This is a genomic window from Rhizobium sp. 3T7, from assembly GCF_020166565.1.
Lineage (GTDB): Bacteria > Pseudomonadota > Alphaproteobacteria > Rhizobiales > Rhizobiaceae > Rhizobium.
The window spans coordinates 1-16,072 of sequence record NZ_JAIQXS010000041.1 but is presented as its reverse complement, the minus strand read 5'-3'; the positions used below and the strand labels follow the sequence as shown (position 1 = coordinate 16,072).

The 16,072-nt window shown below is 58.0% G+C and carries 15 protein-coding genes and 3 pseudogenes; 4 read left to right on the top strand and 14 right to left on the bottom strand.

Going from position 1 to position 16,072, the window contains the following annotated elements:
- Positions 1-518: 518 nt before the first annotated feature.
- A complete protein-coding gene (locus K9B32_RS28600; RefSeq protein ID WP_224568703.1) occupies positions 519-896 on the bottom strand; it encodes a hypothetical protein in 378 nt (125 codons plus the stop codon).
- 192 nt (positions 897-1,088) lie between these two features.
- Between K9B32_RS28600 and yghU the strand changes: the two genes are divergently transcribed.
- Positions 1,089-1,979 carry a glutathione-dependent disulfide-bond oxidoreductase gene (yghU, locus tag K9B32_RS28595; protein ID WP_224568701.1) on the top strand — a complete coding sequence of 297 codons (891 nt, stop codon included), beginning with the start codon at positions 1,089-1,091 and terminating at the stop codon, positions 1,977-1,979.
- 206 nt (positions 1,980-2,185) lie between these two features.
- Here yghU and K9B32_RS28590 read toward each other — a convergent pair whose 3' ends face one another.
- The 7 genes and pseudogenes from K9B32_RS28590 to K9B32_RS28560 all read right to left on the bottom strand — a co-directional run bounded on the left by K9B32_RS28590 (position 2,186) and on the right by K9B32_RS28560 (position 6,764).
- Entirely contained in the window at positions 2,186-2,974 is a 789-nt protein-coding gene (locus K9B32_RS28590; protein WP_224568699.1) for an ABC transporter ATP-binding protein, read from the bottom strand.
- Positions 2,974-3,816, bottom strand: a complete 843-nt coding sequence (locus K9B32_RS28585) for an ABC transporter permease (protein ID WP_224568697.1) — start codon at positions 3,814-3,816, stop codon at positions 2,974-2,976. The genes K9B32_RS28590 and K9B32_RS28585 overlap by 1 nt, the downstream gene beginning before the upstream one ends.
- Positions 3,817-3,829: 13 nt before the next feature.
- Positions 3,830-4,798 (bottom strand): aliphatic sulfonate ABC transporter substrate-binding protein, encoded by a 969-nt coding sequence (locus tag K9B32_RS28580; RefSeq protein ID WP_411969762.1) that lies wholly within the window; start codon positions 4,796-4,798, stop codon positions 3,830-3,832.
- Between the two features lie 502 nt (positions 4,799-5,300).
- Positions 5,301-5,566 (bottom strand): annotated as a pseudogene (locus K9B32_RS28575) (type II toxin-antitoxin system RelE/ParE family toxin).
- A complete protein-coding gene (locus K9B32_RS28570; RefSeq protein WP_224568694.1) occupies positions 5,566-5,820 on the bottom strand; it encodes a type II toxin-antitoxin system ParD family antitoxin in 255 nt (84 codons plus the stop codon). The pseudogene K9B32_RS28575 and the gene K9B32_RS28570 overlap by 1 nt, the downstream one beginning before the upstream one ends.
- A 102-nt stretch (positions 5,821-5,922) precedes the next feature.
- Positions 5,923-6,315 (bottom strand): RidA family protein, encoded by a 393-nt coding sequence (locus K9B32_RS28565; RefSeq protein ID WP_224568692.1) that lies wholly within the window; start codon positions 6,313-6,315, stop codon positions 5,923-5,925.
- A 14-nt stretch (positions 6,316-6,329) separates the two neighbouring features.
- Positions 6,330-6,764, bottom strand: a complete 435-nt coding sequence (locus tag K9B32_RS28560; protein WP_224568691.1) for a cupin domain-containing protein — start codon at positions 6,762-6,764, stop codon at positions 6,330-6,332.
- Between the two features lie 119 nt (positions 6,765-6,883).
- Here K9B32_RS28560 and K9B32_RS28555 point away from each other — a divergent pair, with 119 nt between their 5' ends.
- On the top strand, positions 6,884-8,458 hold the full coding sequence (locus K9B32_RS28555; protein WP_224568688.1) for a winged helix-turn-helix domain-containing protein: 1,575 nt from the start codon (positions 6,884-6,886) through the stop codon (positions 8,456-8,458).
- A 202-nt stretch (positions 8,459-8,660) separates the two neighbouring features.
- Positions 8,661-9,110: pseudogene (locus tag K9B32_RS28550) on the top strand (integrase).
- A 179-nt stretch (positions 9,111-9,289) separates the two neighbouring features.
- On the opposite strand, the gene K9B32_RS28545 reads toward K9B32_RS28550, so the two are convergent.
- Positions 9,290-10,399, bottom strand: a complete 1,110-nt coding sequence (locus K9B32_RS28545) for a sulfite oxidase (protein ID WP_224568687.1) — start codon at positions 10,397-10,399, stop codon at positions 9,290-9,292.
- Positions 10,400-11,243: 844 nt separating this feature from the next.
- Here K9B32_RS28545 and K9B32_RS28540 point away from each other — a divergent pair.
- Entirely contained in the window at positions 11,244-11,702 is a 459-nt protein-coding gene (locus tag K9B32_RS28540) for a hypothetical protein (RefSeq protein ID WP_263491218.1), read from the top strand.
- A gap of 409 nt (positions 11,703-12,111) precedes the next feature.
- On the opposite strand, the gene K9B32_RS28535 is transcribed toward K9B32_RS28540, so the two are convergent.
- The 5 genes and pseudogenes from K9B32_RS28535 to K9B32_RS28515 all read right to left on the bottom strand — a co-directional run bounded on the left by K9B32_RS28535 (position 12,112) and on the right by K9B32_RS28515 (position 16,066).
- On the bottom strand, positions 12,112-12,903 hold the full coding sequence (locus tag K9B32_RS28535) for an SDR family NAD(P)-dependent oxidoreductase (protein WP_224568684.1): 792 nt from the start codon (positions 12,901-12,903) through the stop codon (positions 12,112-12,114).
- Between the two features lie 237 nt (positions 12,904-13,140).
- Positions 13,141-13,959, bottom strand: a complete 819-nt coding sequence (locus K9B32_RS28530; protein ID WP_224568682.1) for a GNAT family N-acetyltransferase — start codon at positions 13,957-13,959, stop codon at positions 13,141-13,143.
- A 44-nt stretch (positions 13,960-14,003) separates the two neighbouring features.
- A pseudogene (locus tag K9B32_RS28525) lies at positions 14,004-14,366 on the bottom strand (DUF1348 family protein); the annotation flags it as partial.
- Positions 14,366-14,992, bottom strand: coding sequence for a pyridoxamine 5'-phosphate oxidase family protein (locus K9B32_RS28520; protein ID WP_224568680.1), 627 nt, complete (start codon positions 14,990-14,992; stop codon positions 14,366-14,368). The pseudogene K9B32_RS28525 and the gene K9B32_RS28520, both read right to left, overlap by 1 nt.
- A 99-nt stretch (positions 14,993-15,091) precedes the next feature.
- Positions 15,092-16,066, bottom strand: a complete 975-nt coding sequence (locus K9B32_RS28515; protein WP_224568705.1) for an alpha/beta fold hydrolase — start codon at positions 16,064-16,066, stop codon at positions 15,092-15,094.
- Positions 16,067-16,072 lie beyond the last annotated feature (6 nt).

The window sequence follows — 16,072 nt, the reverse complement described above, 5'->3', positions numbered from 1 at the left end:
CTCGTTGATCGGTCACGTTTTAAGCCGGAAGCAAAGGCGTTCAGACAAAAGCCTAGCGGCGGAGTTTCTGCTGCTCTGCAACATAACCATACCGGACCGATGAAATCCAGCTTCGCTGTACCCAGGAAGCTCCTGTTTTCGGGCATGCTGCAAGTAATCGTCGTGGGGAATATAATGATCCGGACCTACCAGTGGGCCTCTGCGTCACCTGCGCGATGCTGCTCTGCACGATGCAACGCTTAGTATCACTAGCGACAATGACGACATCGCTCAGTGAGTTTGTTGCTCCCACAACCAGAGTGACAGCAGGTTCTTCAATCAGACGAGGCCGCGCCTCCATCATCATTTCGGCTTATGTAGCAAGGCAGCATAAAGCGGCCCGCTACATGGTCCACGCACAGGCGGCAAACAGGGTATGTTCAGCGTCCATACCAATACTTCAAGTTGGGAACTTCGGCTTTAGGACGAGCCGCATCGTCCGATAGAGGAGCGCGCTCCCTTGCTATCGCTAGTTCCCACTAGTGCGTTCGTGTTGACGCAGGATCGATTTCGATAACAATCCCGTACCTTAGAGCCTTATCTCTGGTTTCGTCGATTGCCTGCTGGATCCGATGGACCACAATGTCGAACTCGGGGCCTTCCAGGGATGCCATCTCCCGAGCGACGCTCAGGGCGAATATCAGTTGCGCGATGTTGGCTTCATCCATGGCAGCGTCCTCGCCGACAACGAAAAGCCTATCGACATTCCACGGATGCTGCAATGCACAATATTGGTAAGGATTGTCCGGCAACAAAGGTCCTGACCGGACGCCATAAGTGAGCCGACAGGAACGAGCTTCAGCCGGGTGAAATCCTTCGGGAAAAGTACTTGCTTCCGCTCGGTACAGAATGCTCATTTCCTGCGATCTACGGAAAAGCCATCCTATCCATTAACCTGCCAGGGTAGACGCATATGCCGGGTCAACACGACCATGAAGTGCGCTCCACCGGCGTGAAGTGGTAAAACCGCAAGCGTGCCATTGGCACGACCCGTCATTTCCTCTACGGCCGAAGCCGACCTACGACCACACAACAAAAGGATCATTGTGATGACCGAGAAGAACCCCGCCGACAACTTCCCTGCCGGATATGAAGTACCCAAGGTATGGACCTGGGAGAAGGGCAACGGCGGGCAGTTTGCTAACATCAACAGGCCGATCGCTGGCCCAACCCACGACAAGCAACTGCCTGTAGGCAAGCATCCCCTGCAGCTCTATTCGCTGGCGACGCCGAACGGCGTCAAGGTGACGATCATGCTGGAAGAACTGCTTGCACTCGGACACACAGGCGCAGAATACGATGCGTGGCTGATCAGGATCGGCGAAGGCGACCAATTCGGCTCAGGCTTCGTGGAAGTCAACCCGAACTCGAAGATCCCTGCCCTGATCGACCGGTCGACACCTGAGCCGACGCGCGTTTTTGAAAGCGGATCGATCCTGCTCTACCTGGCGAAGAAGTTCGACGCCTTCCTTCCGAAGGAACACAAGGCACAGACGGAAACGATCAACTGGCTCTTCTGGCAGATGGCCTCGGCGCCCTATCTCGGCGGTGGCTTCGGCCATTTCTATGCCTACGCGCCGGTACACATCAAATATGCAATCGACCGCTTCTCGATGGAAGTGAAACGACAGCTTGACGTTCTCGACCGTCACCTCGCCGGCAACAGGTTCATGGCGGGCGAAGAATATTCGATCGCCGACATCGCAATCTGGCCCTGGTACGGCAACCTCGCGCAGGGCAAGGCGTACGGGGACGCCGGAAGCTTTCTGGACGTCCAGACCTACAAAAACCTACAGCGCTGGAGCGCCGAGATCGCCGAACGTCCAGCAGTCAAGCGCGGCCGCATGGTCAACCGGACATACGGCGATCCGTCGGAACAGCTCCACGAGCGTCACGACGCCTCCGATTTCGAAACAAGGACGCAAGACAAGATCGGCTGAAGGACCGAAGGAAGCAGCTGGGCGCGGCTCACATTTGCCCGCTGGCGTGCTGTTGGTGCGACCGCCCAGTTGCTTAACCTTGCTGAGAGCTCCCGTCCGACCGCCCCAGCGGTCGCGGGGGTTCTTCCGCCAATCGTCGTGCCAAAGCACAGCGGCTGTCGCGCCTGCGTAAAACCAGAAAACGTTGATTTCTTAAGTCGCCGAACTCATGCAATGTCTTCGACGATTGATATGACTTCGGCATCCCGCATCACCGTTCCAGACTTGCTGAGCGAGCGATTGAGCGACGCCCTCACCTTTTTCTTGTAGCGATCGACCGCCTGCCCACTGACCTCGCGCGGCATTGGTAAATTGATTGCTATTTCTTCCATGATGCGACCGGGCGAAGGCTGCATGACGATAACCCGGTGCGCCAAAGCAACCGCCTCCTCGATGTCGTGCGTAACGATAATCATCGTTGAACGCGTCTGGCGCCAGATGCCGACAAGGTGATTTTGAAGTACTGCCCGCGTCAGCGCATCGAGCGCCGAAAACGGCTCATCGAGCAGCAAAACCTCCGGCCGCGTCACCAGCGCGCGGGCAATGGCAGCGCGTTGCGCCTGTCCGCCCGAAAGCTCCTTTGGCAGGCTGTTCTCGTAACCTGCCAGATGAACCTGATCCAACGCAGCCGTTGCTCTTTCATTGCGCTCACGACGCTCGAGATGGCGCAGACCGAAGCGGATGTTTTCGCCGACGGTAAGCCACGGCAGCAGGCGTGGTTCCTGGAATATCAGATTGATAAGTTGGTGCGGCGCACGAACGGCCTCGCCATTTATGGCGATTTTACCCGCCGTCGGCTGATCGAGGCCGCTGATCAGTCGCAACAGGGTGCTCTTGCCGCAACCCGAGCCGCCAATGACAGCAACAATTTCTCCTGGATGGACTTCGAGGTGGAAGTCCTGGAGTGCGACTACGCCGTTCCGATAGGTCTTCGACAAGCCTTCGACCGACAACATCAGCCGCCCCCTCTCTTGTAATTGTCCTGCCAAGCGACGAGGGGCGCGCTTACGGAAACGATCAGGCCGTCGGATAGCTTGCCGATAATGGCAAAGATGATAATTGCCGCGACGATCTGATCGGGTTTGCCAAGCTGCTGACCATCAACGAGCAGATAGCCCAACCCCTCGGAAGCGCCCATGAATTCCGCCGCAACGACGAACATCCAGCCAAGCCCCAGACCTGCCCGCAGCGCCACGATCAAGGCCGGCAGGATGGCGGGAAAAAGGATGCGTCGCGCAAGCTCCAACCCGGAGAGGCGGAAGATGCGGCCCACCTCAACGATCTTCCGGTCGACCGAAAGCAGAGCCGTGGAAAGGCCGAGATAAACGGGAAAGAAGACCCCTGTCGCGATCAGCATTACCTTGGATGTTTCAAAGATGCCAAACCAGAGAATGAAGAGTGGCACCCACGCAATCGATGGGATGGCGCGAAGGGCCTGAAGGCTCGGATCGACCAACGCCCGCGCTGTGGCGAAAAAGCCGGTCAACGTTCCAACAACCACGCCTGCTGCAGCCCCTGCCAGAAAGCCAAAGAGAACACGTAGACAGGTGGAGGCGACATGCCGGTAAAGTTCGCCGTTCTCTGCGAGCTGCCAGAGAGCCGCGATAATGCGGGAAGGAGGCGGCACCAGCCGACCGGAGGAAAGACCGAAATCGACTGCCGCTTGCCAAAGCAGAAAGGCGCCGGCCGGCACAGCAATGGAAAGCAAGAACCTTTTCCAAATTGCCGGCCGGGCGCCTGTTCTATTGCCCGCTATCCGTTCACGCAGCTGACCTGACAAGACTTCAATTGCTGTCAACGCTTGTGATCCATTACTGAGTAGCGGCGCCATTGAAACTCGTGTCGATCAGGCTGTTGGTTATCGCAGCGAGATCCGCATCAGCCGGAAGCACACCGGCCTGCTGCAAGGCAACACCGGCCTTCAGGATCGTTTCCCGCTGCTCGTCGCCGATCTGCGAATGCGTCAAGTCCGTGCGCTCCAGTTGCTTCGAGATGACAGCATCGGGAAGCTTGGCGGCCTCGATCAGAGCAGACTTCAGTGCCTGTGGATCGGAAAGTGCCTGCTTTCGCGCCGTCTCGTAAACAGCAAGTACGCGCTTCACAATGTCTGGGTGCTCTTTTTCGAAGGTCTCCGTCGTGTTGAGGACGCCCCAGCTATTGTTCTCCGGCTTGCGGAAGAACAGCTTGGCGCCGTCTTCTACCTCCGCGGCCGCCATCAAAGGATCAAGACCGGCCCAAGCATCCACGTCGCCGCGGGTAAGGGCCAGACGGCCATCGGCATGTTGCAGAAGGACAAATTTGACGTCGCCTTCCTTGAGACCGGCATCGGCCAGAGCGCGGACAAGGAAAATATGCGGGTCGGTACCGCGCGTCACGGCTACGGTTTTACCCTTGAGATCAGCAACGCTGGCGATCTTCGAATCCTTACCCGTGACAAGTGCTGTCCATTCGGGCCGTGAGAAGACATAGATCGACTTCACCGGGTTACCGTTGACGCGCGCAATCAAGGCCGCAGCGCCCGCCGTGGAGCCGAAGTCGATTGAACCGGCGTTGAGAAACTCGAGCGCCTTATTCGAGCCCGCAGACTGAACCCAACGCACAGCAATGCCATCCTTTTCGAATTCCTTCTCCAGCAAGCCCTCCTTTTTGAGAAGCAGGCTCACCGGATTGTAGGTTGCCCAGTCGATCCGAATTTCGGAAACGTCCGCGGCAGAAACCTGCTGCAGTCCTGCGCCAATAAAAGCGGCCATCGCCACGATACGCAAAATGATCGACTTCATATCCCTCTCCAGCTTTGCATTGTTGCCTTGTAGCGTAGGGAGGGACGTCAAAATCTTCTAGAAATGACGTTTCAATATCCACTAAGTTTATGGAATTTATGATGTGTTTGCCTGTAGCTTTGAAGTCTTATTCAGCTATCTGCAGGCCGTTCAGTTGATTGACGGGATGGCCGTCACTTCGCGCATGTTTATCGCTGATCGCTGATCGCTGAGCAGGAGGGAACTAAGCATGCAGAAATCACCAAGGCGAATATTCCTCGCGATGGGCAGCGGTTTCCTCGATTGCCGCCAAGATCGGTTGCACGGCGCAGACGCTCAATAAATGGGTGAAGGCGAAATCCGCACGAGGTGAAGGTTCGAACCGTTGCCCGGCTAATAAGGTGTGCGAAGTTATCGAAACCGCGAGATTTTACAGAGCGACGGGCATACATTAATTGCGGGTTGGGGAGCTTTCCTACCGGAAGTCCAAAGCCTTAGTTGCCAAACGCGATACTGCGGCGCGTTAGAGGGAATCTTCAGTCCAATCTTCGTGACCATGACGGATACGGATCACGAGAACGCTCCATTGATCCGATAGATTACCAGGTGAGCCTTAAATGGATGGATTCTGACAGGCGGGGAAATCTCATGGCGCTCACGCGTCATTCGAGGGCTCGCGGCTATGAGATCGAGCACACCAAAAAGCTCATCGTGATATCGTTTGGCAGCCAAGGATCCGGCAATTGAGACGATATCCTCTTCCGCTTCAACAGAGAGCCTGAATGGCATCAATCACGTTCGAGGGTGATCTCGGCACGCGCAACGGCTGCGGAAAACAACTCGTCCTTCGAACGGCCTCCTACGCCACTTTTGATTCCGTCATCGACGAAACGTTGCATCTCCGCAATTTTATTAGTCCGGGCCTGGTCTCTGCGGATAAGCTCTCGAACGTAGTCACTCGCGTTCGAGTATCGACCGATCTTGGCTTGCGCTTGGACCCAGTCTTTCATCGGGTCCGGCAGGGATAAATTCATGGTTGCCATTAGAGTCTCCTTGAGGTCTCAGGCTGCCCTTTGATGCCAAAGTTTGTCAAACTATTGAAGCCTGCTAAGAAAGCTCCTGAAGGGGGTTCTGCGATTGGCGGCCTAATGCCAACTGCAAGTCCAGCGCATTCCGCGGCCAGGACGGCGACAAGTAAGGTCGCGGCCACAGGAATGCGTAAAGGTCATTGCGGTTCGCCCACGGCCACTGCCGCGCCCCCGATCGAGGTCCCCGACAGCCCGCTTGAGACTCGCGAGATGGGCCAGGGCAACGAGCCGCGCCGAGGCGTAACCCTGCTCCGGCGAAACGTCGGCCCCGACCTTGCCAAGGGGTTTTGCTAATGTTCCATCCCGATTGCACGCGACGTGACCCGAGATGTAGGCACGGTTGCCGCGCACCCGGACCCAGGCGAACGGCATCCGCAGCCCCTCACGAACTCTCAAAGGCGCGGGCAATTCCAGACCCATGGCGGTGAGGCGTTGTTCGATGATAGCCATAATAGATCTCCTCGCTAAGGCACGATGGCGTCGAGCTCCGGCATCAGCACGACACTCTCGTTCGCTGCCGGGTCATTGCGGGCACCGAGGAACTCAGCGTTTTCGGTGCTGCGATTGACGGCCACGTGCGGAACGCCGGCCGGAATGAACAGGTAGTCGCCGGGGCGAACCTTTTCGCACCGTTCGAGCTCGCCCCCCGACCAGATCTCGATCTCCTTGCCCGCGGTCATGAGAAGGGCCGTCTCATGCCCTTGATGGCGATGGGCGCGTGTTCGTCTTCCTGCGGGCAGCGAGATCATCCCGAGCCACAGCATGTTGGAACCGACGCTCTCCGCCGAGACGCCAGAGCGATAGACAGATCCCTGCTCGGCGACATAGCCCTCACTCCCGCGTACGATTTTCGCGGTTGATGCATAAGCACTTTTTAGTTGCGTTGCTTCGTTCTTCATCGCTCCCACCATCTCAACCGCTGCAATCGCAGCCGAATCTGCGCGCAGAGTCGTCGCAAGTCCTGAAAGAGGGCCGAAAAATTCCGAAAAACTGCGAAATCGGCGTATCATTTCCCATCATGATCACGCAGCGCCTTGCATTCGGCCCGTTCGAGTTCATCACGGAGAATGGATGCCTTCTCCGTGACAACCGGCCCGTCGCCATCGGCGCCCGCGGCGCGTCGCTGCTTGCCGTTCTGCTCGCGGCAGATGGGCGTGTCGTCGCCAAGTCGGCGCTGATGGATGCCGTTTGGCCGGGCCTCGCCGTCGAGGAGAGTAATCTTTCCGTTCAGATTGCTGCCCTTCGCAAGCTGCTCGGCCCGGCACCAGACGGCGGCGACTGGATCATCACGGTCCCACGGGTCGGATACAGATTTTCCGGTCCGGTGGAGAGCCGGACCGACGGACCCGGTAGCGAAGGGCATGCGGAGGCGAGATCCAGCCCCGCGATTGCAGTACTGCCTTTCGAGAATCTTGGCGGCGATGCCGACAGACAGTATCTGGCCGACGGTATCGCCGACGACCTGATCATGGCGCTTGCCCGGTTCCGATGGTTCCGCGTCGCGTCGCGTGGGGCGAGTTTCGCAAGGAGGAATGGCCCGAGGGATCCGAAGTCTATCGCGCACGAACTTGGCGTTGATTTTCTGGTGGATGGAGCCATCCGGCATACCGGCGATCGGATGCGGATATCGGTTTATCTCGCCGACGCAATGAAGGGCGCCACCGTCTGGTCCGAACATTACGATCTTCAGGTGGCCGAGGTATTTGCGGTACAGGACGCCATCGCCGAGCGGATCGCAGCGGCGGTCGAGCCCGAACTGCTGTTGCGGCATGGACTTCAGGTCGCTCCGCACACCGGCAACGTGACCGCCTGGGACCTTGTACGGCAAGGTACATTCAATTTTCACAAGGTAACGCAGCCAACCCATCTTCTCGCAAGGCGATTCTTCCGAGAGGCCGCGGAGCTCGATCCCATGCTTCCAGAGGCGCAGATCTGGCGGGCGCGGGTCAACGCAGGCCTCATCGCCTATGGCTGGACAGAAAATCCCGCTGCGGACGGCAAGGAAGGACTCGATGCGGCCTTGCGGGCGATATATCTCGACGCCCGGAATCCGTATGCGCACTATGCGCTGGCGATTGTGTCGGCCTACACAGGCAGGGCTGACCAGGCGATCCTCGCAGCCGAGCGGTCCATCGAACTCGGTCCGAGCTTCGCCTTGGGGTATCTCGTCCTCGGCATGGCCCGTCTTTTCGTGGGCGATGCCGCCGGCGCGCGAAAGCCGCTGGCTCGCGGCCTCGAACTCAACCCCCATGATCCGCAGAATGCGGTCTGGTTCAGTCTCTTGATGCTTGCGCTGTTCTTTTCGGGCGACGTCGAAGGCGCGCTTGACACGGGGCGTTCGGCGCTAAAGGCGCGGCCTGACTGGCCGGCGCTGCTCCGCATTCAGGCGTGCTGCCACACGGCCTTGGGACATAGTCAGGAGGCTCGCCGTTTCTCCGCCGCTGCAGGCGATCTCCCGGAGCCTGCCGGCGATGCGCTTGGTCCGTTCAGAGATGGCAACAGGGAATGGGCGACCCGCCTCAAGGGCCTGCTACGAGAGGCGGAACATCAAACGACCGGTTCCTGTCGTAACGCCATCTTTCCTGAAGACTAGGCAAACGACCGCTTTCCACCCTCTCGCGACGTTCCTGCCGAGCAGTGGCAATGACCGAAGCGGGTCAGCTCGAGACCTCGATCCGGATCGTTGAATGTCTGCTATTGCTTTTCCGATGCCAAAAAAGCGCCCAGTCCGCGTTCGCCCCCCTCAATCACTGCGCTCATGTCTAACGGCCAATGGTGGCCGAAGGAGAACTCAAATGAGTATTGCACAATATGATCCCACCGCACTTGGACGTCCGGCTTGGAACGCCGGCCGAAAAGTCGGCGTCAAGAAGCCGCTGAAACAGCACCAGATTTGGGCGATCCGCTTCTTCCTAGACCGGGAGGGGCGCATGAGAGATCGCGCGCTGTTTGATCTCGCAATCGACAGTAAGCTCCGAGGCTGCGTCTTGCCAAGATCAAAATCGGGACCCTCGCCAGTATGCCCGATTGGTCGATGAGCGGGTGACTGCAATCGGGCCAAGACGCAAGGACTACGGCACACACTCGCTTCGACGCACGAAGGCGGCGATGATCTACAAAGCGACGGGCAATCTTCGTGCAATCCAGATCCTGCTCGGGCACACCAAGATCGAAAACACAGTCAGGCATCTTGGTGCGGACATCGAGGATGCGCGCTGGATCTAGCGGAGCATACAGAGATTTGAGCGAGTGCAGCCCCGGGCCGCAGCTATTGGGAAAAATGTTTCCGGTTTTAGAAGCTTCATCGAGCGGCTATGCGCCCATGGCGGCCGTAGAGACCACTTGGCCGCTGCCCGAAAGCAGACGTCGCCAGCGACAGGCTGGACGGCTTGATTGCGCCAAAAGCCGCGCCCCATGCGGGTGATTAGATCACGAATTCCTCCGCGTATGTCTGTGGCTCGGGAACGACCGTAACCTCCACCGGAATGATCCAATTGGCCGCGTAGCTCTCGCAGTCGGAACGCTGGAGGTCGGGCTGCACGCACCCGGCCCCATCGATCGCGCGACATCGCAGTATATATCGCCCCACTTCTTCAGGGGTCCACATGTACTCCCACAAGCGCCATGCAAAGGGACGTTCTGTTTCGAGGAGCCTTCCCTCGCGCCAGCCCCTGCCATCTCCGGTGCAGACCTGCACCTGCCGGATAACAGCCTCTCCGCTCCAGGCGGCTCCGAAAATCCGGTACGGTTGGCCGACGATGAGATGCGCCCCCTGTACGGGACGCGCGATCTGCGCTTTGACCTCCATCTCCGCAAGGGGGACCAGCCTGGGTTCCCCGAGGCTGCGCTCCCAACGGAAATAGTCGCGCGCCTGCCAGTAGCCAAGGAACGGTTGCTCCACAACTGTGATATGCGTGATCCACTTGACCCAAGCCATGCCGAACCAGCCACCCACGACCGCGCGTAGCGGGTAGCCGTGATCGCGCGTCAACGGCTCCTCGTTCATCGAATAGGCAAGGATCGTGCTGTCAGCGATGGCCTTCTCAAGCGGTAAACTGCGCGCAAAAGCGATGGGGCCGGGAGAAGCCGTTTTCTTGTTCGTGTCGACGACGCCGCTGTCGGCGCCTGCGAGCAGAACCTCACGTGCGGTTCGCTTAACGCCCGCCATTTCCAAAATCTCGCGCAGAAGAACACCTGTCCACGCGGCATTGCCGACGGCTCCATTCTGCCACTGCAACCCCTCCTTCGGCGGCACATAGTAGACGCGCCCGTTCCCTGCGCACTCGACGACGGCGGTGAAAGTCGTGCTGCCCATCGCCTTGATGCTGTCGAGGTCAAGTTCGATCGGGCGCTCCACCGCCCCGTCAACGCGCAATCTCCAGTCTCGCGCATCGAGCTCCGGCGACGGGAAATGGTTTCGCACGAAGAACAGCTCGGTTGGGATCAGCCAATCGGAGAGCGACGCGAACGGAAACTCGATGTTCTGTGGGGATTTCTGTCGAACTATTAGACTGGGTTGCTGTGGTGTCGGCATCGTCCTCGTCTCCCCTTCCAAGAGCAACGTCGGCTCTCCGTCGCGCGAATTCCGGTTCGATCACACCGCCCTCGCAGTGCGTCTGTCGCATTCAGCCCTCGGGCCGCATTCTAGCACATACTGCACGTTCCTCGGATCGACCTCGAACGGCAGCAAAGGGTCAATCCCAGACCTTGGCGGCAAGAACGCTAATGTCGGTATTTCGTGTTGGGTGTCCTCGCAGCGGACGGTCGGCCATCGGCCCCGATCCCGCCGGTAGTTTGAGCACCTCACAAGGCAGGCAGTTGTGTTCACCCTTGAGCAGCGCCGGGCACCGATCAACTCGGCCGCTTGGAGAGGAGAATTTCTGTTGCATTACAGGGTGGCGACGCGGTCAAAGAATCGCTATCTTTCCTGTTATGGCAAAGACGACATCCAAAAAACGGGCCACCGGGGCTGCATCGACACTCACAATGCGTACTTCTAGGAGTTCGCGTTCTAGCAAAGTGAAGTTCGGTAGTGTCGTTGTTACCGGTACAAAGCCTAGTTCCGAACTCGTGCAAGTGAACGTCGAAAAAAGCACCGAAGCGCTTGCGAGAGTAACAGCCAAACTGGCAAAGCCAGGCGTGTCTCTTCGCCCTAAGAAAGGCGTCCCCCGCTTCTCGATTGCAGAAAACGAAGCTGGCGTGTTCATACGACGCCTGGACGGACGTACCGAACGTGGTCGTTTGGTAAACGGCGTTTTCGAGGTCATTGATTGAGGCGCCTGAGCGACGCGATTGATCAGATTCTTCACGCTCAGCGGATAACAGGAAAGCCGCTTGCGATCATCCTTGCTGGCCACAACGGTTCGGGAAAGTCGACGATGTGGCGGAAGGTCCTTTCGGATAGGCTCCAAATCCCGCTCATAAATGCCGACCGAATGATGTTGTCCATCCTGCCTGAGGCGGGCAGCGACGGGGCTCTGGTTCCATGGGCGCAGTCTCTCAGGGACACCGATCAAAGCTGGATGAAGGTGGCGCAGGACGGCGTTCAGGCTTTCGTCGGCCACGCAATGCAATCTAAAGTTCCCTTCGCCATGGAGACGGTTTTTTCTTACTGGGAGGAGCTTGCGGATGGCACCGTCCGTTCCAAGCTCGAGCTTATTCGCGACATGCAGGCAGCCGGCTATTTTGTTCTGTTGCTATTTGTTGGTCTCTCCAATGTCGAACTCTCTATCCTTCGCGTTCAGACACGTGTCGCGGAACACGGGCATGGCGTTGAGACGGAGCGTCTGATACGCCGATTCCCAAAAACCCAGCGTGCCATTGGCGCGCAGCTTTAAAGATTGCCGACGCAACGGTATTCGTTGACAACAGTCGTGAGGAGAGGCTCGCTTTCACGGTCTGCCGTGTACAGGTAGGGGAAGAGTGCATGTACGATCTCAGGAATACAGGGCGCCCAGTTCCCTCGGCAATTGCGCAATGGCTCGGCACCGTCAGCCCGCAGGTATAAAACGCCGCATGGGGTGGCGCCATTCCTCTTGCGCGAAGCTGCGATAGATCGTGGATCATCGTGATAGAAGTCCTCAGCGAAACGGCAGCTTACCGAATTCCAGGGCCAGAACCGGACGGACAGCGAACGGCCCAATCTATCACTGCGCCCATCCACGAGCCGGTGGCGCGGCCATCGTCGAGGAGGCGATCGGAAGGCTCCGCCGTATGAACAACTGGCAGGTGAGGTGAAGGACCACCTCAGAGCGTGTCGATCAGTCCTCCGTCCACGCGCATGGAAGCTCCGGTCGTCGCGGATGCCAAAGGCGACGCCAAATAGGTTACGAGGTTGGCGATTTCCTCGACGCTTGCAGCTCGTTGGATGATCGAACTGCCACGATGCTTCTTGACGAAGTCCGCCGCGACCTCCTCGATCGGCTTGCCCGTCTTCGCACGCTCTTCGGCAAGCATCGCCTCGACGCCTTCGGACAGTGTTGGGCCGGGGAGAACCGAGTTCACAGTAACGCCCGTACCAGCCATGCGCTTGGCGAGCCCGCGGGCAACCGCGATATCGGCGGTCTTGCTAACGCCGTAATGGATCATCTCCACCGGAATGTTAAATCCGGATTCCGATGCGATGAAGATGACGCGACCCCAGCCAACGTTCTGCATGCCCGGAAGGTAGGCACGCGAAAGCCTGACGGCCGACATGACGTTTACCTGCCAATGGCGATCCCATACCTCGTCGTTCGCCTCGAAAAAGTCGAGCGGCTGGAAGATGCCCGCATTGTTGATCAGGATATCGACATGAGGAACCTTGGCGACGAGAGCGCCACACCCTTCAGCGGTTGCGACATCGGCTGCGACGGCGACTACGGTGCCCACGGCACCTTCGCCTTTCAGGCGTTCGGCGGCCTTTGCGGTCTTTGTTTCAGACCGTCCGTTGATCACCACGTCCGCGCCAGCCCTCGCGAGCTGGCGGGCGATCGCGTAGCCGATGCCTTCGGTAGATCCAGTAATCAGAGCGGTCTTGCCTGCGAGATCGATTTGCATCTGCTGCTCCTTCTGAGGTTGGATCAGAGAACGTATGACCTGGCGATCGGTCTCGCAACAGCCCACGACGTCGATGATCCTTTCGGGTAGGGCCGGTGGCGGTGCTTGGGAGTGAGTTTGCAGGCTGATCCAGAAGCAGATGACATTCTCTCAGAGTTCGAAGCACTGATCCGGCAAGCGCGGCAATTCGAAAGACAGCAACAGCTCGACTCGCAGACCTAAGGTGTCTGACGTCCCTTATGAACCGTCCGGAAACCGGTAATTTATTCTCGTATAAATCTGCTCGAATCCGGCCACGATGAGATTGGCGTGAGAGATATTCGGTTCATCGGCTGAAGGCTGGGCGGTTTCCACGACGAATGTCTGAACGCCCTGACTGGCGCCTTGGTTCAGACGCGCGGTAATGAGAGCCTTCTGTGCTCCTCGATTGCGAAACTCGGGAACGGTCGCGCCACCGCCAAGCCACGCAAAGCCGTCTGCCGCATACATCGCGCCGGTCGCGATCGGCCTGCCGTCCAATTCCGCGAAAAAGCAGCTCCAACCGTCCTTCCCGACGATCGCTGACCAAAGCGGTGTCAGGTTTGCCGGAAAGTTAAATCCGGCGCACATCATCGAGCCGAAGATTTCGGCTTCGGTGACTTTGACCTGCCGGGTAGCGACCTCTCCAGAATGAATGAGTGGCGTAGAAGGCGCCGTTCGCCGTAGCTTTGCCCATCCGTTACCTTGGGGAACAAGGCCCCGTTTCCTTATCCAATCGTGTGTCTGTTGAGGAGCGGTGGCGGCGTTCATTTGCAAGTAGCGGCGGCCTGCCTTTTTGCTCATCCATTCATAGGCCGTGTCGAGATCTTCACGTGCTACGATGCCGAGCACACGATTGAGACCGATGGCGGGCGCGCTGGGCAGCGATATTGCGCAACCTACAGCTAATTGCATGCAGCGAAACTCAGCCTGGTCAACGAGCGTCTGGGGCGCGATCATGAACAGGTCAACAAATGCTTTCGTTTCGATGATATCTTCTTCCGGCACCGTTTGGCGCGATGCTGACGGGCGATCCATGGTAGTGTCCTTGACTATCAACAAGCCAAACAGACTTCACCGCAGCGCTTTCGCATGAGGCCATCTGTCCCAAACTCCCAGTTTTCGTTCCCGTAAGACCGAAACCAGTTGCCGCTATCGTCGTGCCATTCATAGGCAAAGCGAACAGCGATGCGGTTGTCGGTAAAGGCCCAAAGCTCCTTGATCAGTCTGTATGCGAGTTCGCGTTGCCATTTCCGCGTGAGAAAGCCGATAATCGCTTCGCGGCCGTTTATAAACTCGGAACGGTTGCGCCACCGGCTGTCATGGCTATAGGCCAGCGCTACCTTCTCGGGATTGCGGCTGTTCCAGCCATCCTCCACAACCCGAACCTTTTCTGTTGCAGAAGCCCCTGAAAAGGGCGGCAATGGGGGTCTTGTGGCGTCCATTATTTTCCTCCCAAGGCCCCGAGCCGAGCACGCAATTCTGCATTCTCCGACTCCAATTCGGCCAAGCGTTCCCGCAACGGTGCTACCGCTTTCTCGACCTCGTGTTCGGTGTAACGCGGTGTGATATGTTGAGGGCAGTTCCAATCGAAGGCTTCCAGCCGCAGCCGGAAAATCCGTTCTGCCTTTGCTCGGTAGCCGGCGTCGAAAACAAGGTCGGTCAGTGCCGGATCGGCATCGAGTGTCAGCTTCTCGACACGCATGTAGATCTTGAGGCGTGCTCGTCGCGGGTAATCCACCAGAAAGAGACAGGCCCGGTCATTTGCGGCAAAGTTTCCGGTACTGATATATTGGCGGTTGCCCCTGTAGTCGGCAAAAGCCAGCGTTTTCTTGTCGACTATTTTCAAAAAGCCCTTTGGGCCACCGCGATGCTGAACATATGGCCAGCCGGTTTCCGACACAGAGGCAATGTAGAAGCTGTCCCGTGCAGAGATGAAAGCCAGTTCGCTGTCGGTGAAGCTGTCGGATTCTCGATGGTGGTCGCCCAACCAAATCTGGTCGGCGCCCATTTCAGCTTGTGCAAGCCGCACATTCGGAGTGATTGCAACTTCCAAAAAATGGTACGGCATGGGGGATCTCCAAAATCTGGAATTTAGTAACCGCTGTTCAGCGGTGCGACCTTGGCTTGGCGGAACCTTGGTCGCACCGCCGGTGACCATGGCTGATGGTCACTTCTTTGCGACGCTGCGATCCAGGAAGTCGTTGATTAGCGGAGCAGCGACGTCCAGCTTTTCTTCGAGCAGGAAGTGACCTGAGTTCAGGATATGAATTTCGGCATCCGGAAGATCCTTGAGATAAGGATGAGCGCCGGCCTCAGGAAAGATATAATCGTTCTTGCCCCAGACGATGAGCGTGGGCGGTTTGCGCTCACGAAAGAAACTTTGGAACGCAGGGTAAAGCGGCACGTTGGTGCGATAATCATACAACATATCGAGCTGGATATCCTTGTTGCCTGGTCGGTCCAGAAGAGCTTGGTCGTGAACCCAGTTGTCAGGGCTGATGCGCGACACGTCCTCCATGCCATCGGTATACTGGAACTTGGTCGTTTCAAGCGTGACCAGACCGGAGAGCGCCTCACGGCTCTTCTCTGACCCATTGGACCAATAGGTCTTGATGGGATCCCAAAATTCCTTCAGCCCTTCATCATAGGCGTTGCCGTTCTGGATGATCAGCGCACTGACCCGTTCTGGATGTTTCAGCGCCACGCGGTAGCCCACCGGTGCACCATAATCCATGAGGTACATCGTGTAGCTTTTGACCGCCAAATGATTCAGTAACTTGTCTACGATATCGGCGACGCCGCCAAACGTGTAGGCAAACTTGCTACGATCGGGAGATGCACTTTGGCCGTAACCCGGATAGTCCGGCGCGATGACGTGGTACCGGTCTGCAAGAAGCGGGATCAGATTCCGGAACATGTGGGAGGACGTCGGAAAACCGTGGAGCAGCAGCACGACCGGAGCGTCGGCCGGACCGGCTTCCCGGTAGAAGATATCGAGGCCCTCGATCATCGCAGTTCGGTAGTGGATGGGAACCGGAGCTTCGCGAACGTTCGTCGCGGCGTGCGCAGGAAGCGCGCTTACCATTGTTGCCGCGGTCATGCTGGCGGTCGCCAACATCAGGCACATAATCAAACTACGCATGATAGT